At 53.1% G+C, this 23,813-nt stretch carries 23 protein-coding genes; 11 read left to right on the plus strand and 12 right to left on the minus strand.

Annotated features, from left to right (window positions below):
* Positions 1–203 precede the first annotated feature (203 nt).
* Entirely contained in the window at positions 204–638 is a 435-nt protein-coding gene (locus I9W95_RS11735) for a CZB domain-containing protein (protein WP_225675086.1), read from the minus strand.
* A 112-nt stretch (positions 639–750) separates the two neighbouring features.
* On the minus strand, positions 751–1,197 hold the full coding sequence (locus I9W95_RS11740; RefSeq protein WP_225675088.1) for a hypothetical protein: 447 nt from the start codon (positions 1,195–1,197) through the stop codon (positions 751–753).
* A gap of 134 nt (positions 1,198–1,331) precedes the next feature.
* Here I9W95_RS11740 and I9W95_RS11745 point away from each other — a divergent pair, with 134 nt between their 5' ends.
* Positions 1,332–2,216, plus strand: a complete 885-nt coding sequence (locus I9W95_RS11745) for a diacylglycerol/lipid kinase family protein (RefSeq protein ID WP_225675090.1) — start codon at positions 1,332–1,334, stop codon at positions 2,214–2,216.
* Positions 2,217–2,236: 20 nt separating this feature from the next.
* Here I9W95_RS11745 and I9W95_RS11750 read toward each other — a convergent pair whose 3' ends face one another.
* From I9W95_RS11750 to I9W95_RS11760, 3 genes are all read right to left on the minus strand, one after another.
* A complete protein-coding gene (locus tag I9W95_RS11750; RefSeq protein WP_225675092.1) occupies positions 2,237–2,614 on the minus strand; it encodes a hypothetical protein in 378 nt (125 codons plus the stop codon).
* Complete coding sequence (locus I9W95_RS11755) at positions 2,607–2,876, minus strand: hypothetical protein (protein ID WP_225675094.1); 270 nt, start codon at positions 2,874–2,876, stop codon at positions 2,607–2,609. The genes I9W95_RS11750 and I9W95_RS11755 overlap by 8 nt, the downstream gene beginning before the upstream one ends.
* A 75-nt stretch (positions 2,877–2,951) precedes the next feature.
* The gene (locus I9W95_RS11760; protein WP_225675096.1) at positions 2,952–3,785 is read right to left on the minus strand and encodes a hypothetical protein; all 834 of its coding nucleotides are present in this window, start codon (positions 3,783–3,785) and stop codon (positions 2,952–2,954) included.
* Positions 3,786–3,966: 181 nt separating this feature from the next.
* On the opposite strand from I9W95_RS11760, the gene I9W95_RS11765 reads away from it, so the two are divergent.
* Entirely contained in the window at positions 3,967–4,527 is a 561-nt protein-coding gene (locus I9W95_RS11765; protein WP_225675098.1) for a hypothetical protein, read from the plus strand.
* A gap of 5 nt (positions 4,528–4,532) precedes the next feature.
* On the opposite strand, the gene I9W95_RS11770 is transcribed toward I9W95_RS11765, so the two are convergent.
* The 4 genes from I9W95_RS11770 to I9W95_RS11785 form a co-directional block, all read right to left on the minus strand.
* Positions 4,533–5,180, minus strand: coding sequence for an MBL fold metallo-hydrolase (locus I9W95_RS11770; RefSeq protein ID WP_404818752.1), 648 nt, complete (start codon positions 5,178–5,180; stop codon positions 4,533–4,535).
* Between the two features lie 76 nt (positions 5,181–5,256).
* Positions 5,257–6,747: a superantigen-like protein SSL4 gene (locus tag I9W95_RS11775; RefSeq protein WP_225675100.1), complete on the minus strand. Its 1,491-nt coding sequence runs from the start codon at positions 6,745–6,747 to the stop codon at positions 5,257–5,259.
* Positions 6,748–6,843: 96 nt separating this feature from the next.
* Entirely contained in the window at positions 6,844–7,422 is a 579-nt protein-coding gene (locus I9W95_RS11780; RefSeq protein ID WP_225675102.1) for an LPP20 family lipoprotein, read from the minus strand.
* Between the two features lie 150 nt (positions 7,423–7,572).
* On the minus strand, positions 7,573–8,064 hold the full coding sequence (locus I9W95_RS11785) for an FKBP-type peptidyl-prolyl cis-trans isomerase (protein ID WP_225675104.1): 492 nt from the start codon (positions 8,062–8,064) through the stop codon (positions 7,573–7,575).
* 140 nt (positions 8,065–8,204) lie between these two features.
* On the opposite strand from I9W95_RS11785, the gene hslV reads away from it, so the two are divergent.
* Positions 8,205–8,735 (plus strand): ATP-dependent protease subunit HslV, encoded by a 531-nt coding sequence (hslV, locus tag I9W95_RS11790; protein WP_225675106.1) that lies wholly within the window; start codon positions 8,205–8,207, stop codon positions 8,733–8,735.
* A 3-nt stretch (positions 8,736–8,738) separates the two neighbouring features.
* Positions 8,739–10,079 (plus strand): ATP-dependent protease ATPase subunit HslU, encoded by a 1,341-nt coding sequence (gene hslU, locus I9W95_RS11795; protein WP_225675107.1) that lies wholly within the window; start codon positions 8,739–8,741, stop codon positions 10,077–10,079.
* 768 nt (positions 10,080–10,847) lie between these two features.
* Here the strand turns inward: hslU and I9W95_RS11800 are convergent.
* Positions 10,848–12,485 carry a methyl-accepting chemotaxis protein gene (locus I9W95_RS11800; protein ID WP_225675109.1) on the minus strand — a complete coding sequence of 546 codons (1,638 nt, stop codon included), beginning with the start codon at positions 12,483–12,485 and terminating at the stop codon, positions 10,848–10,850.
* 143 nt (positions 12,486–12,628) lie between these two features.
* On the opposite strand from I9W95_RS11800, the gene I9W95_RS11805 reads away from it, so the two are divergent.
* The 4 genes from I9W95_RS11805 to I9W95_RS11820 are packed head-to-tail and all read left to right on the plus strand — an operon-like array spanning position 12,629 to position 17,410.
* The gene (locus tag I9W95_RS11805; RefSeq protein ID WP_225675112.1) at positions 12,629–13,006 is read left to right on the plus strand and encodes a gamma-butyrobetaine hydroxylase-like domain-containing protein; all 378 of its coding nucleotides are present in this window, start codon (positions 12,629–12,631) and stop codon (positions 13,004–13,006) included.
* Between the two features lie 38 nt (positions 13,007–13,044).
* Entirely contained in the window at positions 13,045–15,576 is a 2,532-nt protein-coding gene (gene rnr, locus I9W95_RS11810) for a ribonuclease R (protein ID WP_225675114.1), read from the plus strand.
* Between the two features lie 7 nt (positions 15,577–15,583).
* The gene (gene rlmB / locus I9W95_RS11815; protein WP_225675116.1) at positions 15,584–16,324 is read left to right on the plus strand and encodes a 23S rRNA (guanosine(2251)-2'-O)-methyltransferase RlmB; all 741 of its coding nucleotides are present in this window, start codon (positions 15,584–15,586) and stop codon (positions 16,322–16,324) included.
* A gap of 15 nt (positions 16,325–16,339) precedes the next feature.
* Positions 16,340–17,410, plus strand: coding sequence for a mechanosensitive ion channel family protein (locus I9W95_RS11820; RefSeq protein WP_225675117.1), 1,071 nt, complete (start codon positions 16,340–16,342; stop codon positions 17,408–17,410).
* A gap of 2 nt (positions 17,411–17,412) precedes the next feature.
* Here the strand turns inward: I9W95_RS11820 and I9W95_RS11825 are convergent, their stop codons facing one another.
* Positions 17,413–18,105: a TetR/AcrR family transcriptional regulator gene (locus tag I9W95_RS11825; RefSeq protein ID WP_225675119.1), complete on the minus strand. Its 693-nt coding sequence runs from the start codon at positions 18,103–18,105 to the stop codon at positions 17,413–17,415.
* A 110-nt stretch (positions 18,106–18,215) separates the two neighbouring features.
* Between I9W95_RS11825 and I9W95_RS11830 the strand changes: the two genes are divergently transcribed.
* The 3 genes from I9W95_RS11830 to I9W95_RS11840 all read left to right on the plus strand — a co-directional run bounded on the left by I9W95_RS11830 (position 18,216) and on the right by I9W95_RS11840 (position 21,027).
* Positions 18,216–19,673, plus strand: a complete 1,458-nt coding sequence (locus tag I9W95_RS11830; protein ID WP_225675121.1) for a flavin-containing monooxygenase — start codon at positions 18,216–18,218, stop codon at positions 19,671–19,673.
* A gap of 36 nt (positions 19,674–19,709) precedes the next feature.
* Positions 19,710–20,645, plus strand: a complete 936-nt coding sequence (locus I9W95_RS11835; protein ID WP_225675123.1) for an alpha/beta fold hydrolase — start codon at positions 19,710–19,712, stop codon at positions 20,643–20,645.
* A gap of 61 nt (positions 20,646–20,706) precedes the next feature.
* Positions 20,707–21,027: a hypothetical protein gene (locus tag I9W95_RS11840; RefSeq protein ID WP_225675125.1), complete on the plus strand. Its 321-nt coding sequence runs from the start codon at positions 20,707–20,709 to the stop codon at positions 21,025–21,027.
* A 6-nt stretch (positions 21,028–21,033) separates the two neighbouring features.
* On the opposite strand, the gene I9W95_RS11845 is transcribed toward I9W95_RS11840, so the two are convergent.
* Positions 21,034–23,808, minus strand: coding sequence for a CHASE domain-containing protein (locus I9W95_RS11845; protein WP_225675127.1), 2,775 nt, complete (start codon positions 23,806–23,808; stop codon positions 21,034–21,036).
* Positions 23,809–23,813: the final 5 nt, after the last annotated feature.

The raw sequence follows: 23,813 nt of genomic DNA on the forward strand, positions 1-23,813 counted from the left end.
ATGGGCGCGTGGCCTGAAAAATCGAGAGAATGAGGGGGAACGCTCCAGAAGCGAAAAGCTGGGGTCGGTCCTGCCGACCAGGGGCGGTCCGACGCTCGGTAAGTTCCCCTGGGAGGCAGCAGGCATTGCGGATTTAAAAGTCGTTTATAGAAAACCGATATCTTTAAAACTGTGGGACAGCAGTGCGGCAATTGCCGGCTTTTTTATAGCATTTCTGAAGCAATCTGTTTCTCCAGCGCCTCAAGATTTTCCAGCATCTCACGAGAGCATGCCGTCAATTCGTCTATGCGGGCTTCAACATCCTGAGCGGTGGTCAGGGTGGTGGTGGATCCCAGCAGTTTCTTCCAGAACGGCGGTTCCGGCTGGTCAAATAACTGCTGAAAAATATCGCTATAAATTTTATGTAAGCGTTGATGAGGTGCTTCAATCGCTTTAAACGCAGGCAGGTTCTTTAATTCCTGCCCCGCACCGTAATACCAGCACCCGAACTGACACTCGGTAGGTTGCAGTGGCAGCTGACCTTCTTCTACTGCGTAACCGGAGCTCAGTGCCATGGCATATGCACGCCAGCGTAAATGAGCCGTCTTGGCTTTACGGATCTGCAGCAGAACAGTTTCCCGGTCGGCGATATCAGGCATTTGATACGGTTTCCTTGTGCGTACTGCGTGAATGTTAGCAGCAATACTTACCTTATGCCTGTTACACATCAGTCTATTGAAGATTGCGTCCCTGCACCCTCAATCCCTTTTCTCAGTCGCACTGCAGAATACGCTCCAGTGCGGCAAACTCGCGGCGCAGACTGTATAGCTTGGTTCGGTTAACCGGGCTTTGCTGATACATGTCCTGCAATGCAAAAAATGGCTGATAGAGATAATCAAAACAAAGCTGGCGCCAGCTCTGCGGAGCGGCAGGACAAACAGCCGCACTGCGCAACGTCGCGTACAGGCGTATCAGCCAGCTTTCCTGTAAAGGCTTCAGTCCTTTGTTGCCAGCATTCGCGGCTTCTTCCAGCCCCAGGTCCAGATAGTCATTGAGCCATTGTTCCTGCGGATAGCGTTGGTCAGGATTGGCGATGTCCTGTTCCAGCCCCAGCAGCGGATTTCCACTGCTGTCAGTGCTGACACTCAGCAGTAGTGGCTTCTGTTGAGTCGCATGGGTTCGGGCCCAGAGAGGTTGGTGTACCGCGTTGGCATTCATGATCAGCCCCAGACTGTATTTTTTATTACACTAATGATAATGATTATCAAATGCAAGTGTCTTTGAGGAGAATAGCAGAGGGCGCTATTCAGGGTATACTGCCGCCTTTCAGTACGCAGCAGGTGAGGAAACCGGTGTCAGCGGTGTTAATTATTTTCAATCCGGCTTCTGGCCAGGGACGTCAGGCGTTTGTTGAGCAGGTGGCTCAGTCGCTGCGCGAGCTCAGTTGGGATGTCAGCCTGTATCCGACGCGCTGTGCCGGTGATGCGACCCGTTTTTTACAGCAGTACAGTGGGCCACTGGATGTGGTTGCCGTGGCCGGTGGTGATGGCACATTGAATGAAGTGGTCAACGGTCTGAGTGAACGCAACAGTGACAGTTACCGTCTGGCTCTGATTCCGACCGGGACCACCAATGTACTGGCGATGGAACTCGGTGTGCAGCGTCAGTTGCAACAGATTGTGGATATCATTACCGCTGGCAAGGAAACAACTGTCTACCCGGGAAGGGTGAATGGTCGCCGTTTTATGCTGATGGCCGGTATCGGCTACGACGCCTGGGTAGTGGATAAGGTTAATCTGAAGCTGAAAAAGAAAGTCGGCAAGCTGGCTTATGTGCTGTCGATGCTGAAAGAACTTCGACGCTTCGGTTCCAAAACCTATGTGCTGGACGTTGATGGCGAACGCCATGAGGCCAACTCGGTCGTCATTACCAATGGTCGTTACTACGGCGGCTCGTTTGTGATTTCGCGTCAGGCGGGTCTGGGCAAAGCTGACACCCAGGTGCTGATGATTTCCGGTCGCAACCCGCTGCACTTTTTGCTGGTATTACTGGGGTTACCGTTGGGAATAATGGAAAAAATGCCAGGCATTCGCTCTGTGTCGGCGCGTAAGGTAATCGTGCATGACAAAGATCAGAATGCCGTTCCTGAGCCGGTGCAGGCTGATGGTGATTCGCTGGCGACACTGCCGCTGACTCTGGAGATGGAAAGTACCGCACTACGCGTACTGGTCCCCTGAAATATCAGCCTGTGAGCTGATTACCAGTGCACAGGCTTCTCTTCACCACGGATCAGCTTGATCCAGCCGTCGTCATTCTCACCGTCTTCTTCTTTCCAGCCACTGTCGGAACAGCGGATTTCGATACCCAGCGCTTTATGTGCTGCGCGGGCGCAATCGAGGTCCGTTGGCCATGATGTTTTATTCTGCTTGAACCACAGGCTGGCAAAACTTTTTTCAGCCTTGTCATTGAGGAATACATCCATTTCCTCGTCACCGCAGCTGATTTTCCAGTGAGAAAAACCATCGCGGCTGGCAACGGTTTGCAGCTGGGTAAATTCCTGGGTAAGCCAGTCCTGAACCTGCTGGAAATCCGGCTTCATCAGGTAAATTTCAATATCGGGAAAAAATTCAGTCATCTTTTTTATCAAACAGAGTAAACAGGCGCAGCAGACTGAGGGCTAAATAGCCCAGAGTCGCAGCGGCTCCACCCACAACAGCAACGACCAGTCCCAGCATGACCATCAGTTCCTGACGCAGCGAGGGCAGCATCATTTTATTGGAAAGAATGATGGTGGCCACACCGAGAAAAAATACGAATGCGCCCATCACGAACAGACGGAAATTCTGTTGCGGCATATTGGCCCGTTGCCGCAACCAATGACGGATGTTCGCAGACATGGAACAGACCTGGTTGGTGGGTATGGCATAAGCATAGCAAGAGACGCCCACGGGCACTATGTGGACGTTGCCGAGCTACTGCGCTGCGAGGCGCCAACTGTTGCTGCAACGCTGCAGGTAATCGGCGCGCATATGTGATCCCACCGCCGGTGACAGGCTGGCGCTGTCATCACACAGACTGCTGATCAGTTGATCGGAAACCCGGTTGAGATGCTGGATATGCTGTTGCTGCTGGCGGCTGCTGGCTTCCAGTGCCACCAGTTGTTGTTCTCTGTGTGCCAGCTGTTGCTGCAGGCTGGTGTACTGGTTGTGCTGCTGTTCAATAGCATCCTGCTGGCGGATGATCTGGCGTTGCTGTAAATCCTGCTGCGCCAGCCACTGACGCCGCTCACCCAGATGAATGTCCTGCATCCGAACCAGTTGCTGTGTCTGTGCCTCGCTGATATCCTGCAGCTGCACAATCTGCTGCTGCAGATGATTGATAAACCAGCCACTCGTTGCCGTCAGCATCACAAACATAATCACTGCCGTCAGACTGAGCAGTCTGTGGGTTATATCGGAACGCTCACTGTGTCGCGCAGCCTGTGGTGCCGTCAGCGGCTGATTACGGCTTTCTGACAGTTGTGGTGCGATGTCGGCAGGCCCGGGGATGTCACTCTCTGGTGTATTGATCTGCGGTTCAGTTTCCGCAGCGGGATGAAGCAAATGTTGCCGTGCCTGACGCAGGGAACGCAGGGTGTTTTCCAGGGTCTCAAGAGCATCATCGCCCTGGGTCTGACGCAAACTGTGCAGCGTCTGTTGATAGTGGTGGCTGAAGGCTGCCTCTATATCGCCCGCCTGGGTACTCAGTGTACCCAGTAAACGGCGTGCATCGTCGCTGATCTTGCTGGCTGAAGCGGTTGTATCCATAGCGGCTCCTCCCTGCGTGGTTAATCATCCTTGCGCGCCGTGGCCATGACTGCAATTACTGTTGCTGTGCATGGCGATGACAAGGCCAGCAAAGTGGCCACTTTTCACCACTGGCCATCATTGGCAGAGTGTGTGAATTGTAACTAGACTTTAGAGCAGAATTGTTAAAAGAGAGTTACCCGTGCCGAGACAAGACGAAGAAGAAACACTGACAGAAGCCCAGCGCCTCAGTGCTCTGGAAGAAATGGTCAGCACCAACCGACTGGTTCTGCTGATCATGGCAGCACTGGCGGTTGTCGCTATTTCGGCAGCCGTTACTCTGACCATTGTGAATCTGATTCAGCCGGATGTGGTGTACGTCGATAAAAAAGAATTCGCCAAACTCGAGCGTGAGGTTGGCATTCTGAAAGATGCCGCCATCAGCTACGAGAAAAGCCTGATAAAAGCGCGTGAGCTGCTGGAAACCAGTAACTCATCGACGTTTAAGGCGTTGATGCTGGAACAGGAACAGAGTCACCAGCGCTATCTGGAAACCCTGAAGCAGGGCATGCGTGATCTTGCGCGTATGGTACCGGGTTCCCGTACCTGGCTGGATATCTACAACGAACAGCTGGACGATGTCATGCAGGAAAGCCGGGCCCGGGCAAATCGTCTGAGCCGTATTCAGACATCGCAATTGCCACAGGCGGAAACCTACGCTTTACCGGACCTGCTGGAACCGGTAAAGGTCATTAAAGAATAACCACCTCAGCCGCGGTGATCTGATACGAACGGATTGCTGCGGCGCTCATGGCCGAAAGTCGATTCCGGGCCGTGACCCGGAATAAATGTGACGTCGTCGCCTAACGGAAACAGCTTCTCGCGAATGGACTCAATCAGCTGGGCGTGATTTCCCTGGGGAAAATCCGTGCGTCCGATGGAGCCCTGAAAAATCACATCGCCAACAATCGCCAGCTGGTCATTCGCACTGTAAAACACCACATGCCCTGGAGTATGACCCGGGCAATGAATTACCTGCAGGGTAACATCACCAACACTGACCGTGTCGTTGTCGTTCAGCCAGCGGTCCGGAGTAAAGGTTTCTACCGCCGGAAAACCAAACATAGCGGACTGTTGCGGCAGCCCCTGAATCCAGAACAAATCCCCCTCGTGCGGACCTTCGATTGGCAGATTCAGTGTGCGTGCCAGCTCCGCAGTACCGCCGGCGTGGTCAATATGGGCGTGGGTCAGCAGGATTTTTTCTGGAATAACGTCCATGGCCTGCATTTGCTGCAGAATACGATCAATATCTCCACCCGGATCGACAATGGCCGCCTTATTAGTCTTGTTGCACTTCAGAATGGTGCAGTTCTGCGCAAAGGCAGTTACCGGCACAACGGCCACGGACAACGACATACAGGATTCTCTTCACGGTTTGAGTTCGGGGGCTAAGGGTAGCCCCCGGAGCAGCGGATGAAAACTACTCAGTGCATCAGAAGGTATGAATGGTCGGGCGCACACCAGCATATGCAGGCATGGTCATGCCGACACTGGCATTCACATAGGTCGGGTCGGCCACCACATAACGGCGGTTATTCAGCGGCCACTGATCACCCTTTACATCACCATTGAATGCCACCGCGGTGGCAACATGGCCCGGGTAATCCAGAATCACCACATCGAGTCCGAGCAGAGATTCTGTCAGCCAGGCAAACAGGGCGGCGCGATCTTCACAATCTGAGTACGGATAGTGCAGTGTTTCCAGCGGAAAAAGGTAGTTCTCTTCATGGAACTGCTCATCATCGGTGCGATAACTGAAAGCCGTCTGGACGAAACGCAGCAGGCGGTTTACCGCCTCTTTTTCGCTCTGTCCGGCGACCACAGGTTTCAGCTGATCCAGCAGCGACTGGGCGGTAACCGCCGGCAGGCCAGCCTTAAAGTAGTTCGGTAACGATAGTTGTGGGTAGGACGCAAAGTAGCTGACGTAACGCTGCGGATAGCTCAGACGGATACTGTACTGCTGGTCTGCGTAGTGAAATGAAAAGGTTTTTTCTTCGTTGTCACCAGCGGGGACAAAACGTACCGGCTCGCTGAAATCCAGTGCCTGTCTGCCACTGTCGTGCTGCCCTTCATAGGTAAAGACTTTGCCCGGCGCCAGTGGTTTGTCGTTCAGGTTAACAGCGTAATAGGTGTGTCCATCGAGACGGAAATACGTCACACCAAACAGCGCCTGATCGGCAGTCATCAGCAGGTGAACTTTATCGTTGTAGGCAACGCGGGCATCAAAGCCGGCCTTCACCAGCAGAAACCAGCTGAGCAGCACACGACTGTTGTCGTCGCGGTGCAGGCTGCGAGCGTAGCGGTCGAACAGCAGAGCGGTTCCCCAGCTGTTCAGCTGCAGCTCGTCCGCACTGGCCAGCAGACTGGCAACCGTACCCTTGTGGTCGGAGGACGCCAGCGTGGTCCAGTAGGCTGCGATGTTTTTACTGTTCAGCTTGCCGCGATAGGTTTTGTGAAAAGCCGTCGGTGTGTCTGCATAGACGGGGGAACCGTAAAAGGTAAAGGCCGGTTTACGGCTTTGGGCTGATGTACTGTCCGGCTGAGGTTGCGGTATCTGCGGCAGGGTAACCTGCGGCTCCTCAACCGGTTGCGATGGCTCCGCTGGTGGCAGAGGCAGCCCTGGAGTTTCTGCTGGCGTATTATCGGTCAACTCGCTGTCTGCAGCAGGGACGTCGTTTTCCACGGTCTGATCGATGGGCGCCTGTGGCGGTTCGACAGGTTTAGGCTCAGGATCTCTTTGCTGGGCCGGACGTACGTCTACCGGTGTCCATTTGTTCTGCAGAAACTGTACGAAGGCTTTGTCATTTTCATCAAGGTAGCTCTGGAAATCCGAGCGGGTTTTGTTCAGCCAGTCCTGGTAATCGTCCGCCAGTGTCGGGCCGCTGAGCAATGACAGGCAGGCAAGTGGTGCCAGATATTTCATAAAGGATCCTTCCGGAAATGGTGACAGCAGCCCACTTGTGGCGGGCCACAAAAAAGCCGGCATAAAAGCCGGCTTAATCATCACGTGAACACGTGCTTACTGCATGTTGGCAATTTCGCTGGCCAGTTCGTCAAATGACTTCTCGGCCTGAAATTTCTGCCACAGAGCGCGTTCATTGTTCATGGACGTTTTAATGGCTTGCTCCGCCAGTTTGTTTACGGTGTCAGCGTCTAAGCCAACCAGTACTACGATACCACCGGTTGGGGTTGGCATCTGACGGAAGATCTTGGAACCCACCAGGGTTTCCTTGGTGATTTGCTTGGTCACCGAGGTGTTTACACGATCAACGGTCTCAGCATCACCGGTACCGGTGGTTTCAGCGTATTGCTTGATCATGTTCTGAACTTCGACCTTCATGGTCTGAGCCAGTTCAACACGGGCAGCTGTGGCAGCCATTTGCTTCATGAAGTTAGGACCTGCAGCGGATTTATCGGCATAGCCAACAGCCGTCAGATCAATGCCGTCAACCGGAGCACCACAAACCCATACAGGCGCTGGCTGGCTTGAACCGTCAGCGAATACACACTCAGCGACAGGCTCTTTAACCGGTTGGTTGGAGGCACAAGCGGCCAGAAGGGCAGATGCTGCTACAGCAAAAGCGGCGCGAAATTTCATTTTCCTCTCCTTGAACAAAGTGAGCCTCTGGCTCTCTTAATGATGAATCGAGAATAGCGGATGGTCTGGCAAATTGCTACACGCCATCCGCCACCCTCAGGCGCTTAAATCCGGGCTGAGCAGAACTCAGTGTTCCTGCTCAGACACTGATCAGTGCTGGTGGCCGCCAACGCCGTGTGCATGGCCGTGGTCAATCTCTTCCGGCGTCGCATGGCGCACGCTTTCAATGCGTACATCAAAGCGCAGAGTCTTGCCTGCTAACGGGTGATTGGTGTCGACGTCGGCCATAAAGCGACCCATTTTCACGATCGTCACCTGGCGGGTACCCTGATCGGTTTCCACCCAGGCCGTCATGCCTTTTTTCCAGTTTTTGGCACCCTGCAGATGCTTAACCGGTACCCGTGCTACGGCGTTATCGTGACGTTCGCCATAGGCCTGAGCCGGAGCCAGGGTGAAGCTGCCTTCGGCGCCTGCTTCCATCCCTTCAACTTCGCTCTCAAAGCCTTTAATCATGTTGTTGTGACCATGGAGGTAGGCAACCGGGTCTTTATGGTTTCCCTGAGTGGTGCTTTCGATCATGTTGCCTTCGGCATCAAACAGGCTGTAGTGCAGTTGCACGACCGTATCTTTTGCGATTTTCATGTGCTGTCCTGAATTCACAACGGAAAAGGCGCGAGTATCGGCTCTGTGGCCGCCTTTGACAACCGTCTGCCACGGCCCTTGATTTAGCTTTCATGGCCCCCATATCGGAAGTTCATGCTTAAACAATCAGGTACAGAGTCATGACAACGATTGTATCCGTACGCCGTGGTAACGAAGTGGTCATTGGTGGCGACGGACAGGTTTCACTGGGCAACACAGTTATGAAAGGCAACGCACGTAAGGTGCGTCGTCTATACAACGGTCAGGTTCTGGCCGGATTTGCTGGCGGCACCGCCGATGCATTTACCCTGTTCGAAAAATTTGAGGCACAACTGCAGAAACATCAGGGGCAGCTGACCCGTGCAGCGGTTGAGCTGGCGAAAGAGTGGCGCTCGGATCGGGCTCTGCGCAAGCTGGAAGCGATTCTGGCGGTAGCGGACGAAACCGCATCGCTGATCATTACCGGTAACGGCGATGTTCTGCAGCCAGAGAATGATCTTATCGGCGTCGGCTCCGGTGGCAATTATGCGCTGGCAGCAGCTCGTGCATTACTGGATAACACCGAGCTGAGCGCCAACGAGATTGTCGAAAAAAGTCTGAACATCGCCGCCGATATCTGCGTGTTCACCAACAGCAACCTGACCATCGAACGACTGGCGAGCGGAGAATAAATCATGAGTCAGATGACCCCCCGTGAAATTGTCCATGAACTGGACCGCCATATTATTGGTCAGCACAACGCCAAACGTGCTGTAGCGATTGCCCTGCGCAACCGCTGGCGTCGTATGCAGCTGCCGGCAGAAATGCGCGAAGAAGTAACACCAAAAAATATTCTGATGATCGGCCCGACCGGTGTCGGTAAAACAGAAATCGCCCGTCGTTTAGCCAAGCTGGCGAATGCTCCGTTTATCAAAGTCGAAGCCACTAAGTTCACCGAAGTGGGTTACGTTGGTAAAGACGTGGAAGCCATTATCCGCGACCTGGTCGAAACCGGTATCAAGTTATTGCGTGAGCAGGAAATGGTACGGGTTGCCAGTCGTGCAGAACTGGCAGCTGAGGAGCGTGTTCTTGATGCCCTGCTGCCGCCAGCACGACCATCGCAGAGCTGGGATACCACCGAAGAGCCGAAGCCGGAAGAAAGTTCTACTCGTCAGGTATTCCGTAAGAAGCTGCGCGAAGGTCAGCTCGATGATAAAGAAATTGAAATCGATCTGGCTCAGGTGAATGTTGGCGTGGAAATCATGGCACCTCCTGGCATGGAAGAAATGACTTCTCAGCTGCAGAACATGTTCTCCAGCCTGGGCGGTGACAAGAAAACCAAGCGCAAACTGAAAATCAAGGATGCGCTGAAGCAGCTGAAAGATGAAGAAGCTGCGTCTTTGCTGAATATGGAAGAGCTTAAAACCCGTGCTCTGGAACTGGTCGAGCAGAACGGTATCGTCTTTATCGACGAGATTGATAAGGTCGCTAAGCGTCAGGAGTCCGGCAGTGGTGGTGACGTTTCTCGCGAAGGTGTTCAGCGCGACCTGTTACCCCTGATTGAAGGCTGCACCGTCAGCACCAAGCACGGCATGGTGAAAACCGATCATATTCTGTTTATTGCCTCGGGTGCTTTCCATTTATCCAAGCCTTCTGACCTGATTCCGGAACTGCAGGGCCGACTGCCAATTCGTGTCGAACTGGAAGCGCTGACACCGGAAGATTTTAAACGCATCCTGACGGAGCCGAACGCGTCACTGACCACGCAGTACAAGGCACTGCTGAAAACGGAAGGCGTTGATATCGACTTCACCGACGACGCTATCGAACGCCTGGCGCAGATTGCTTTTGAAGTGAATGAAAGCACAGAGAATATCGGTGCTCGTCGTTTGCATACCATTATGGAGCGCTTGCTGGAGCAGGTGTCCTTTGATGCAACGGATATGAATGGTGGAGTAAACATTGATGCTGCGTATGTTGAGCAGCAGTTGGGTACCCTGGCTCGGGATGAGGATCTCAGTCAGTTTATTCTGTAATGTTTAAAGCATAAAAAAAGCGGCCAATGGCCCACTGCTGTCCCACAAATTTTTATTTGAACTTATGCGAGATATTCCAGGCCCCTTGTCCTCATAGAGGGGCCTTCCGAAACGTCGGACCGCCCCTCTCGCCGGACGGGCGTGACTCCTGACCGCCATGGATGGCGGAAATGCAGGTTTTGCAGGAGCAAAAACCGGCCCGCTTCGCGCTGTCCTGGCTCGTTTACCCTTGAAACCTCAATATTTCCTGACCTCGCGCCCCATCGGCCATCCATGGCCGGGGCCGCTTGCCCGAGTCCCTTCGGGCAGGTCGGAAATATCTACGCTTTCTGCGGCGAGCCCAGAGGCGCTGTGTTAGTTAACCTCACCGCCTTATTTCAAACGTCACGCAGAATCTGAATGTCATGTCTCTGACTGAAATTCAGCAATGGCGTCGTAGTAAAAAGCAGCATAGAGAAAGCCACTCTTCGCATCCTGGAGCGCCGATATGAACGATGATTTTTCTGGTCCGCCAGGCATGGATGCCCGACGAGCGGACGGCGACAGGGATGTCGCATGGGCGCGTGGCCTGAAAAATCGAGAGAATGAGGGGTAACGCTCCAGAAGCGAAAAGCTGGGGTCGGTCCTGCCGGCCAGGGGCGGTCCGACGCTCGGTAAGTCCCCCTGGGAGGCAGCAGGCATTGCGGATTTAAAAGTCGTTTATAGAAAACCGATATCTTTAAAACTGTGGGACAGCAGTGGCCCGTGGCCGCTTTTTATGCCCGAAGGTCAGACTTTAAAGCGTTCAATCAGCGATACCAGCGTATTGCTGCTCTCCGCCAGTTTGCTGCTGGACTCATCGGCCTGACGCATGTTGTCAGCGATGTTGCCGGACGATTCGGCTATGCGTACCACGTTGCCACTGATTTCATTGGCAGCAGCACTTTGCTCTTCCACTGCACTGGCAATGCTGAGGTTCATCTCGGTAATGGTATTAACCGCATTACTGATGGAAGAAATCGCATCCAGCGCTTGCTGCGAACTGGCTGCGGTATTTTCTGAGTTGTGCGCATTTTCCTCCATGGATTTTACCGCTGTTGCGGCCTGATCCTGCAGGCGGGTAATCATCTTATTAATTTCTTCGGTCGACTCCTGAGTGCGCGATGCCAGGGTGCGAACCTCGTCTGCTACGACCGCAAAACCGCGCCCCTGTTCACCCGCACGGGCGGCCTCGATAGCGGCGTTCAGTGCCAGCAGGTTGGTTTGTTCTGCGATGCCGCGAATCACGTCCAGTACAGAACCAATGGATTCGGTTTCTGCCCGTAATCCCTGAATGACTGAACTTGATTTCTGAATGTCGGCAGCCAGCTGACCAATACGTTGTTGTGTGGTTGCCATGGTGCTTTTACCGCGCTCTGCACTGTCTGCCACTTCGCGGGCTGCGGCAGCGGCACGTTCGGCGTTGTCGGCAACCTCGTGAATGGTCTGACTCATTTCATTTGAACCGGTGGCGGCGAGGTCGGTTTGCTGCAGTTGGTCGTCGGTGAGGCGACGGGTCGCGCTACTGATCTGCGACAGGTTCCGGGTCAGGCTGGCGAGGACTTCGGAGGTGGATTTGCTCTCGGTAACCAGTACCTGAATACGTTCAATAAACAGATTAAAGGCACGGGCAATGGCGGTAATTTCGTCATCGCCTCTGATCGGCAGGCGTTGCGTCAGGTCACCTTCACCTTTGGAAATTTCGCGCATGGCGATGGCCACATTGCGCAGGGGAGTGCGGATACTGTTGAGGATCAGAATAATCGCACCGATGAGCAGGGCGATAAAAACCACGGTGGTAATGATGACATCGGTAGCATCGCTGATAAATTCGGTCATCACATCGTCTGTGTAAACCCCGGTACCGATGATCCAGCCCCACGGCTCAAACAGTTTCACATAGCTGACTTTGGGTTGTGGGTCATCATGGCCTGGTTTCGGCCACTCGTAATTGACGTAGCCGGCTTTGTCCTTACCGGAGACGACCTTCACCATGTCCATAAACAGGAACTTGCCATTCGGGTCTTTCATTCCGCTCAGGTCCTTGCCGATAAGAGCGGGTTTAATCGGGTGCATCACCATGGTCGGTGTTTTGTCATTGACCCAGAAATATTCTTTCTCGTTGTAACGCAGCTTGTTGATATTCTTCAGTGCCAGCTCTTTGGCTTCGGCTTCTGACAGTCCTTCTTCCTGACTCAGGGTGTAGTAGTGACTGACCAGACTGTAGACATTTTCAACCTGCAGCCGGACTGACAGCTTGCGGCTGTCCATCATGGATGTGTGCAGATGCTCCAGAGCCAGTACTTCTACCAGCAGTACGCACAGTACTGCAGCGGCCAGAACCAGCCAAAGACGTGCTTTGATGGTGATATTGCGTAAAGTAGTCATAGGCAGCCTGATGGTTGCAATAGTAAACTGGTGCGATCAGGTAAATCACGGGCCCTGACTCGTCTTTCAAATTGGAAAGACCCATATCTGAGTGTAGAGGCTGGTGGCAGATCTGCTTGTTTTTTTCTCCTGACATAAGTGGCATGTGTGTGATTCCAACCTCCATCAAAGTGAAGAAAAACAGTCGTTGTCTTGAACTGACCTATGGCGATGTTGCCTATCAGTTGTCGTACGAGTTTTTGCGGGTTTATTCGCCCTCCGCCGAAGTACGTGGTCATGGTATTGGCAATGGTGTGTTGCAGACGGGTAAGAAAAATGTGGTATTGCTACGCATTGAACCCGCTGGCAACTACGCACTGAAACTGGTGTTTGATGACGGCCACGATTCAGGTCTGTACGACTGGAGTTATCTGCGCCACCTGTGTGACAACCAGCAAGCACTGTGGCAGGAATACCTTGATAATCTGGCTGCGGCCGGAAAGAGCCGGGATTCGGCACAAATCAACTTTAAAGCCCTATGACGTTATACTGAGGGCTCACTTGCAAAAGGAGCCGTATTTTGACGGATTCCAATAATACGCCAGGCAACGGAACACTGATTCACGATCCGAATGCCGCGGCTGAAGCACAGAAATACGAAAACCCGGTAGCCAGCCGCGAAGCGCTGCTGATGCTGCTGGAAAATATCGGCCATCCGGCCAGTCATGAGCAGGTCTGCGCACACCTTGGGGAAACCGATGAGGATCGTGTGGAAGCCCTGCGTCGCCGTCTGATCGCCATGTGTCGCGATGGCCAGCTGATCAGCAACCGCCGTAATCAATTTGCCCCGCTGCGAAAAGTCGATCTGGTCACCGGTGTGGTGATGGGGCATCGCGATGGCTTTGGTTTTGTCCTGCGCGATGGCGCCGACGATGTGTATTTGTCTAATCGTCAGATGAGCAAAGTTTTTCATGGCGACCGCGTGGCGGTACAGATTCTGGGCAAAGACCGCAAAGGCCGTCCGGAAGGCAAAATTGTGGAAGTGCTGGAGCGCAATACGCAGCAAATCGTTGGTCGTTATTTCGATCAGGCAGGTGTGGGCGTGGTGCAGCCAGACAACAAACGTGTGTCCAATGAAGTGCTGGTGCCACCGGAAGGTCGCAAAGGTGCACAGCACGGCCAGTTCGTGGTAGTGCAGATTACCAAACAGCCTCAGGCAGGTGGTCTGCCGATGGGTGAGGTAATTGAAGTTCTGGGTGACCATCTGGCGCCGGGCATGGAAATCGAAGTGGCAATTCGCAGCCATAACATTCCATCCGAATGGCCTGATGAGGTCGCGGTAGAAACCAAAAAACTGCCTGATCAGGTAAAAGACAAAGATAAAAAACACCGTATCGATCTGCGTCATCTGCCGTTCGTCACCATCGATGGTGAAGACGCCAGAGACTTCGACGATGCTGTGTATGTCGAGAAAAACCGTAATACCGGCGGCTGGCGTTTGTTCGTTGCTATTGCCGATGTCTCGCATTACGTACAGGTGCATTCGGCGCTGGATAAAGAAGCGCAGCTGCGTGGTAACTCGGTGTATTTTCCTGAGTTCGTGGTACCCATGCTGCCGGAGAAATTATCCAACGGCCTGTGCTCGCTGAACCCGGAAGTTGATCGCCTGGTGATGGTGTGTGAAATGACTATTTCCAAAGCGGGCCGAATTTCCGGCTACCACTTTATGGAAGGCATCATTCATTCCCACGCCCGTCTGACCTACAACAAAGTATGGAAAATGCTCGAGCAGCCAATGACCGATGAAGGTCTGACCTGGCGTGAGCATTACCGCGATGTTGTTCCTCATATCGACAATCTGTACAGCCTGTTCCAGCTGCTGCGTGAAAAGCGTGAAGAGCGTGGCGCGATGGATTTTGATTCGGTTGAAACCCGTATCGTGTTCGACTCCGAGCGTAAGATTCAGGAAATTGTGCCGGTACAGCGTAATGCTGCACACATGCTGATTGAAGAGTGCATGCTGGCGGCCAACGTGTGCGCTGCCGATTTTCTCGATCGCTACAGCGTGCCGACGCTGTATCGTGTGCACAATGGTCCAAGCGCTGAGAAGCTGGAAAACCTGCACTCATTCCTCGGTGAAATGGGGCTGACTCTGGCGCATGGCAAAGATCCTTCGCCGAAGGACTATCAGCAGCTTCTGGGGCAAATTCACGACCGCCCGGATTCGCATCTGATTCAGACGGTACTGTTGCGCTCGCTCAGTCAGGCCGTGTATCAGCCGGAAAACGAAGGCCACTTCGGACTGGCCTATACCGCTTACGCGCATTTCACTTCGCCAATCCGTCGTTACCCGGATTTGCTGGTGCATCGTGGTATCCGCAGCGTCATCCGCAGTGAACGGGAGTGTAAGCATGTGAAACGTGCCGACGGTGCCAAGCCGCTGGCCCACAATAAGATTTACCCGTACGACACCGGTGCCATGGTGCACATGGGCGAAAACTGTTCGATGACCGAACGTCGTGCTGATGATGCCACCCGCGATGTGGTTGATTTCCTCAAGTGTGAATACATTCAGGATCGCGTCGGTGAAACCTTCGAAGGCGTGATCACTGCCGTTACCGGTTTTGGTTTATTCGTTGAACTGAGCGATGTCTATGTGGAAGGTCTGGTGCACGTCAGTGGTCTGGCCAACGACTATTACCACTTCGATCCGGTGAAACATCGTCTGGTTGGTGAACGTACCCGCCGTAGCTTCCGTCTGGGCGACAAACTGTGGGTGCGTGTCACCGGTGTTGATCTTGACGACCGTAAAGTCGACTTCGAGCTGGCTACTGCGCCAATGAATCGTGATCGTGGTGGTGATCTGCCAACACCGGCACGCCTGCCGCGTCGTCGTGAGCGTCAGGCCGGTAGCAAAAGTGACGAAGTGACACTGGCTCCCGGACGCCGCAAAAAAACTGAAAAAACAGACGATAAAGGCAAAAAGAAAAAAGCCAAGCCGAGCAAGCGTCAGAAGCTGAATGCGAAAAAGAAAGCAGACAGCAAAAAGCCCGCTGTGAAAAAGCCGGCGAAAACCAGCGCTAAGAAAAGCGCTAAAAAGAAAAAAGGCTGATTAAACGATGAAACTGGAAGCCGTTTACGGTTTGCATGCGGTCACTACGCTGTTGCAGCGTAGTCCGGAAAAAGTGGTCGAACTCTGGGTGGTAAAAGGTCGTCATGACCAGCGCATGCAAAAGGTGCTGGAACTGGCGCAGTCGCTGGGGCTGGATATTCGCGAAGCGGATAAAGGCCTGATGAACCAGAAAGCCGATGAAGGTAATCATCAGGGTGTGATCGCCTGGCGTCAGCCGGTGCAGAACCGCAGCGAAAAACACCTGCCGGATATTCTCGATGGTATCGAGGGTACGCCACTGGTGCTGATTCTTGATGGCGTCACCGACCCGCATAACCTGGGTGCTTGTTTGCGTACTGCCGATGCGGCCGGTGCGCACGTGGTTATTGCGCCGAAAGATAAGTCGGCACCGTTAAATGCGACTGCCGCGAAAGTGGCGTGCGGTGCTGCCGAGGCAGTGCCTTATATTCAGGTTACGAATCTCGCACGTACCATGAAAGAATTGCAGGAACGTGGCATCTGGATTATCGGCACCGCCGGAGAGGCAGAGCAGAGTTTGTATCAGCATGATCTGAAGGGACCGATTGCCATCGTGATGGGGGCAGAAGGGCAGGGCATGCGTCGTTTAACCCGCGAGCACTGTGACTTTCTCACCAACCTGCCGATGGCTGGTGAGGTCAGCTCGCTGAATGTATCCGTGGCCACTGGCGTCTGCCTGTTTGAGGTTGTGCGCCAGCGTATGGGCTAAGAAAGGAGTCTGGTAGTGGAATGGTGGAATGATCTGGTTCAGCAGAACTATGACTGGTTCTGGGATGTCAGTATCGCCCTCGGCTTTACCTTATTGGCAGGGTTTCTGTGGCGCATGTTTCGTCGCACGCTGTTGCGTCTGGTGCGTGGTACCAACAATCAGTGGGACGATATTCTGGTAGCTTCCATCGGCGTGCCGGTCAGCTGGATGATTGTGGTCATCGGTGCGACCTGGGTCGGCGATATCAGTGCCCGCCACTTTTCGTCCGAGATAGTGACCAGCATCCCGGTAGTACGTCAGCTGTCGCTTATTATTCTGGTCGCCTGGGCGTTATGGCGGCTGATTAACCGCGCTGAAGAGCGTCAGCTGCATCAGGGGACCGATCCGACTACTGTGCAGCTGGTGGGAAAAGTTGCCAAGCTGACGGTGACCGTACTTATTGTGTTGCCGGTGTTTCAGCTGCTGGGTATTTCCATCTCCGGCATTCTGGCCTTTGGTGGTGTCGGTGGTCTGATTGTTGGTATGGCAGCCAAAGACCTGCTGGCAAACTTCTTCGGTTCCATGATTGTGTATATGGATCGTCCGTTTCGGGTAGGTGACTGGATTCGGTCACCGGACCGCAGCATTGAAGGGACGGTTGAGCACATTGGTTTCCGTGTGACCCGTATCCGTACCTTTGATAAACGTCCTCTGTATGTACCGAATTCGGTGTTCACCACCATTACGGTGGAAAACCCGTCACGCATGCAAAACCGCCGTATTTACGAAACGGTGGGTATTCGTTATCAGGATGCACAGAAGCTGTCGGTGATTATGGACGATGTGCGCAGAATGCTGCGCGAGCATCAGGAGATCGATCAGGATCAAACCATGATTGTGAACTTCAACAGTTTTGGTGAGTCCAGCCTGGATTTCTTTATCTACACCTTTACCCGCACCACAGACTGGGTTCGTTTCCATGAGATTAAGCAGGACGTATTGCTGAAGGTACTGGAAGTGATTCACAGCCACGGTGCAGATTGCGCCTTCCCAACCCGCAGCCTGCATCTGGAATCGGTGCCTGCCGCTGTTTTACAGGGCCGCTGATATCAGCCGGGGCTGGATTCCGACTGCAGTTGCAGTACCAGCCCCATCACAATGCGTTTGCCGCTCAGCACCACGCTGTCGCGACTGGTTGCATAATTCTCCTGCAGCCAGCGGGTGGTGATCTGACGCATAGCACCAACCAGTGCAATCCCCAGCATTTCGCCTTCTTCATCTGTTATGCGCCAGTGTGGATGCACACTGCGTGAGAGGTTGATCAGCAGCAGGGCGAAGCGGCGGATATAGCCCAGATAGTGGGCGTTGGTTTCTTCACTGACCCCTTCCAGCTCCATCATACAGACGCGAGCCACACGACTGTCTTCCATAACCGAAAAGAAGGTCAGCAGCGCCTCATCGACCAGCGCGGCCATATCGGACCGGCTGGAACTGTCTTTGAACACCAGCATCAGGCGTTGGTAGATGCCATCCATGCAGAGGTTATATACCTCACGCAGCAACCCTTCGAGATTGCCAAACTCGCTGTAGAAATAACGGTCGGTCAGTTGTGCCTGGCGACAGATGCTGCGTACGGTGGCATGGCGGAAACCATCGGTACCAAACACTTCAAGGCCGGCCTCCAGAAACTGCTGGCGGCGCAGCTGGCGTCGCTCGTCCTGTGTCTGGCCGGCGTATACCCGCCCGGTTGTGGTCGGGTTTGCGGGCTCTGTTTGCGTGTTTTTTGTCTGAAAATGACTCATCCGGCTATTTGACGACATGTGTCGTCAGAAGTAAAGTGACGACAGACGTCTTCACATGACAGATAAAACAAGAACGCGTGGCCAGGTGCCACCGGATGGGGAGTATTGCTATGTCTGCGTATACCGTAGTCATTATCGGTAGTGGTTTCGGAGGGCAGTGTGCTGCAATCCGACTGAGCGAGCGCGGAATGAACGATTACGTCATTCTTGAACGCCGTGAGTTTATGGGTGGTACCTGGGCACAGAATACCTATCCGGGGGCCGCGGTGGATGTGCAGTCGCCACTCTATTCGATTGAATCGGAACCTTACGACTGGTCGCAGATGTTTGCCGAGCAGGATGAGCTGCAGCAATACACCAATTACGTTATTAACAAGCACGGGCTGCGCGAAAAGACGCTGACCGGTAGCAATGTACAGAAAATCGCCTGGAATGAAGACAGCCGCCAGTGGGACATCGACGTTGAAGGGCGAGAGCCAATACAGGCGAAGTTCATCATTAACGCCTCAGGCCCACTGAGCACAGCGGTTATTCCGGATTTTAAAGGACGCGATAGCTTCGAAGGAAAGGCGTTTCACACCAATCACTGGGATCATTCCTACGATTACCGTGGTAAAAAAGTAGCCATTATCGGCAGTGGTGCCAGTGCTGCGCAGATTATTCCGACCATCGCCCCCGACGTTGACCAGCTGCATATTTTCCAGCGCTCACCGCACTGGGTGATGCCGCGCCCGGATTACGTATTCAAGGGCTGGCAGCGTAAGCTGTTAAAGAATCGCTTTGTTTACCGCATGCTGCGCGAAGCGATTTACTGGGGACTGGAAACCCGCGTCATTGGCTTTAAATATTCGAAAACCATGCTGGAGCTGCTCGCAGCGCGCAAAGCGCGGGCACACATTAAAAAGCAGATTAAAGATCCTGTACTGCGGGCAAAAGTTACACCTGACTTCACCATTGGCTGTAAGCGGGTCATTCTGTCAGACACTCTGTATCCGGCGTATTGTCGTGAGAATGTGACGCTGCATGACAAAACGGATGGCATCGACAAAATCAATGCCGGTGGTATCCGGACCTCACAGGGCGAACAGGTGGATCTCGATCTGATCATTTACTCCACCGGTTATGATGCTACTGACGGCGTTATTTCCTACCCGGTAGTGGGGCGTGATGGTAAAACTCTGAGTGATGTCTGGTCGGACTTCCCGCGTGCCTATCTGGGAACATCGGCACCGGGCTTCCCTAACCTGTTTATTGTTACCGGCCCGAACACCGGGATTGGCCATACCTCTGCAATTTTCGTGATTGAGGCGCAAATGAATTACATTATGCGGGCTATCGAAGAAGTACAGGGGCGTGGTAAACAACTGATTGAAGTACGTGAAGAAGCGGAAGAAAGCTATACCACACATATTCATAAGGAAATGGAAAAGACGGTCTGGCATCAGGGGGGCTGTAATAGCTGGTATAAAAGCAAAAGCGGTAAGGTGATCGCGATGTTCCCTGGCTTCAGCTTTACCTTCCGCCGCTGGACGAAAAACTTCCGCGAAAAAGATCATAATTTTGTATAAACCTACATTCATACCAAAATAATAAAAGGCGCAGATATGAAGAAAATCCTGTTACTGGCCATCCCCATGGTGGCCGCACTGGCATTTGGCATTATCCGGGGCAATTACGCCGAAGTGGGCGGTTGGATTTACCATCAGGCGATGGCCACCGAAGCTTCTCTGTACGGCTTTAAAGAACATCAGGCTGATATCGGTGATATGACGCTGTCTTACTACCGCAACGAAAACCCGGGTAAACCTGTAGTGGTCATGTTGCATGGTTACAGTGCTGATAAAACCGTATGGCTGCGTTTTGCCCGTCATCTGACCAGTGATTACGACATCATTATTCCGGACATGGCCGGTCATGGTGAAAGCCCGTACAGCGAAGAGTGGAGCTACGGCATGCCAGCGCAGGCAGACCGCCTGTCGCGTTTACTGAAAACGCTCGATGTCGCTGCCGCGCATGTTATTGGTAACTCTATGGGCGGCTTTCTGACGGCCACGTTTGCGATTAACTATCCGCAGAATACGCTGTCGGCAACCATGATTGATCCGGCTGGAGTAATGTCACCAGAACCGAGCATGATGATGAAGATGCTGGCCGAAGGCCGTAACCCGTTCATCATTCACAACCGTAAAGAGTTCGATCAGTTCTATGCTATGACCATGGAACAGCCACCGATCGTGCCGGACATTGTGCTCGAAGCCGTAGGTAAGAAATATGAGTCACGCCGCGAGCAGCTGAAAAAAATCTTCGAGGATTTTCACAGCAGTGATTACCTGGAAGAGCGTCTGTCTGAGCTGAAAGCGCCGGCCATGCTGTGGTGGGGAGATCAGGACAAGTTACTGCATGTCAGCTCTGTGGGTGTATGGCAGGCTGGAGTACCGGATCTGAAAGTGCATGTTTTCGAAGGTATTGGCCATATGCCTATGGTTGAAATGCCTGGTGAAACGGCAGATATGTACATGGCGTTTCTGTCCGATCTGTAACGGGCATTCCTGCGAAGCGGGGCTACACTGAAGGTAATCTTTCAGCTCCGGTTCCTTTGCTATGAAGCATCGTTTGCTCTGGCTGGTTGCACCACTGTTTATCAGTGGTTGCGACCCCAGCCCTCAGGGGGATGTTCATAATCTCAGTGATGCCATTGATCACTGTCGTGACTACAGTCGGGCAGTACTGGCTCCAAATGTGGATATTTCCCTCGACCACCTTTCGACCCGCGAGAATCGCGAGTTCTATGACGTTTTCCTGAATATAGAGACGCGGGAGCGGCGCAGCTACGCGCACTGTCGTATTGATATGAAAGGTCTGATTGTTCTGCACGAAACACCAGGGTTTCCGAAAAAAGGCGGTGCTTTCGGCGGCTTCTGATCGTGATTACTGCTGCGGCAGGTTAGCGAGAATTTTGCGCAGCATTTCTGCCGCATCAATCGGTTTGGCGATATGGTCCGCCATCCCGGCAGCGCGACAGGCTTCTACATCCTGCTCCATGGCGTTGGCGGTCATTGCCAGAATCGGGATGTCGCGATATTTGTAATTGCCCTTTATCTGCCGGGTAGCTTCAAAGCCGTCCATGACCGGCATCTGCAGATCCATCAGAATGACATCCGGGCGCAGGCCCTCATTCAGTTTGTTGATAGCGATCAGTCCATCGTCGGCGACAACCACATCGGCGCCCATCTGCATAAGTAACTCTTCCGCCAGCATCTGGTTCAGTGGTACGTCTTCAACCAGCAGGCATCGACAGCCCTCTAATGGCTGGTCTCCCTGGCTATCGGAAGCTTTAAATGCCGATGTCGCTTGCTCTGTGTTCTCCTCGGTGCTGAAGTCCGGCAAACTCAGACAAGACTGGCCGATGTTCGGTAGCCTGAGGGTAACGGTAAATGCACTGCCTTGTCCTTTCTCGCTCTGAATGGATATATCACCATCCATCAGTAGTGCCAGTTCACGGCTGATGCTCAGCCCCAGTCCTGTGCCGCCATAACGGCGACTGGTGGATGAGTCGGCCTGGCGAAATGCTTCAAATAAATGTGGTATCTGTTCCTTGCTTAAGCCAATACCCGTGTCGCTGACCGTGAGAAACAGCATCTGCTCCTGCCATTGGTATTTAAGGTGTACCGTAATACTGCCTTTTTCGGTGAACTTAAAGGCATTGCTCAGCAGGTTAATCAGAATCTGCTCGGTGCGTAATTCATCACCATAGACAGTGGTTGGAATATTACTGTCAAATTTAATGCGGAAGTCTATGCCGTTTTCGCTCGCTTTAAGATCAAACAAAGCATGGATTTTTTTCAGGGGAGTGATGAGGTCAAACTGGGCTTGTTCCAGCTGCAGCTGGCCCGCTTCAATTTTCGCGTAATCCAGCGATTCATTAATCAGTGCTAGTAATGTTTCCGATGCCATCTGGCTTTTTTCCAGATAGCTGCGTTGCTGAGCTGTCAGTGGTGTTTTCAGACACAGGTAAATAAAACCGAGAATAGCATTCATCGGCGTGCGTAATTCATGGCTCATATTCGCAAGGAAACGAGATTTGGCTTTGCTGGCACTGTTTGCTTGCTGCACTGCGTCACGTAACTCTGACGTTTTGCGACGCACTTCATTGCTGACGTGCTCAACGGTTCCGGTAACCAGAAGAATAAATATCTGAAACAAGGCGGTAATCAGCAAACCACCGGTAATAATCAGCCAGCTGTTCCAGTCACGCTGGGCTGGATGAATATCGGTATTGGCCGTCATCTCAATATGGTAATTCCGCTCGCCAAAGGTTGTGTGATAAATAAAAGGCTCATAGGACGTCTGAGTCCGATCGTCGGAAATGTAAAAGAAGTCCGGATTGTTGCTGTCAGTTTCGTCCGACATACTGATAGCAATCCCCTGCCGTTGGGCAGCGCTGTAGTATTCCTTCAATAATGCTTCCAGCCGCAGTACACCACTGACGTAACCGATGAATGGCGTCATGCCATCGGGCCGTTCTGCTCTTTCCAGAATATCGAAAATGGGCATGTAGACGATGGTGGCTTTCTGGTTTTGGTTTTCCTGTGCCAGAACAATAGGTGCTGTTGCTACCGGGCGCTTCAGTTTCTTCGCACTTTTTAATGCTTCCAACCGGCTGGGATTTGCTCCCAGGTTGAGGCCGAATGCACGCATGTTTTTTTCGAACGGATAAATATAAACAACCGGATAGTACTCGCTCTGCACACTGGCCGGAATCAGGTTGCCGCCACTGGTCAGCTCGGTCATAAAGAATCCGGGAAATTCCTTGCGCATCGTGCGTTCGAACTTTGCGCGCTCAGCATGAGGAATGATGGGTGTCCAGCCAATACCATGAAGTGCTGAGTCATCGCCCAGAATCAATGCCGAAAAAGCATTAAATTCATCGCGACTGACATAGCTGGAAGCGTTGTACAGTGCTGAGTATGCGATCAGCTTCTTCTCGGCGATATGGAGTTTGTTTTCTATCTGTCGCGCCAGGTTGCCCGCGCTATCGTCAAAATGACGCTGCAGTTCAGCCCGGTTGTGGCTTTGTGAAACGGCAAACAGAATCATAACCACGGCGAATAGCAGTAAGGTTGGTAATACTACCTGTAAGCGGCGACTGACACGGATACGCGGGCTGATCAGGGTCAGCAGCAGCGGAGTGAACAGCAGAATGCCAATACTATCGCCTACCCACCAGGTTACCCAGGTAAAGCCTGTCATGGCGGCTTCAGTAAAGCCTGTGCTGTACAGCGTCAGGGTGGCGATGGAGCTGTTTACCAGACTGCTGCCTGCGGCAACAACAGTCGCAAATAAGGCGATGGCCCGAGGTGCACTGGGGACATCCGGCTTGCCTATAAATCGCTGAAACAGGGTACTGCCGACCATGGCCTGCAAGGTTGCACCGATGCCGATCACAACGGCGGGCCAGATGACGATATCTTCAGTGCTGGCGAGAAATTGGGTAGCGATCAGAATATTGATCAGGCAGGAACCAGTGAAAATGCCAGCGTAAGTAGCGCTGCCAGGAAAGCGTTGCGTCAGCGCCAGAGCGATACCCGCTGCGGGCCATACAACCGATGCGAATCCCGGTGGAATAGCCAGCAGTTGACCGATCAGGCCTGCAGCCAGATAGCAGATGGCGGTCAGCAGAAATATGGCAAACGGGCTGGGCATAAGCA

The organism is Thalassolituus marinus, assembly GCF_020320395.1.
In the GTDB taxonomy this organism is placed as follows: Bacteria; Pseudomonadota; Gammaproteobacteria; order Pseudomonadales; family Oceanobacteraceae; genus Venatoribacter; species Venatoribacter marinus.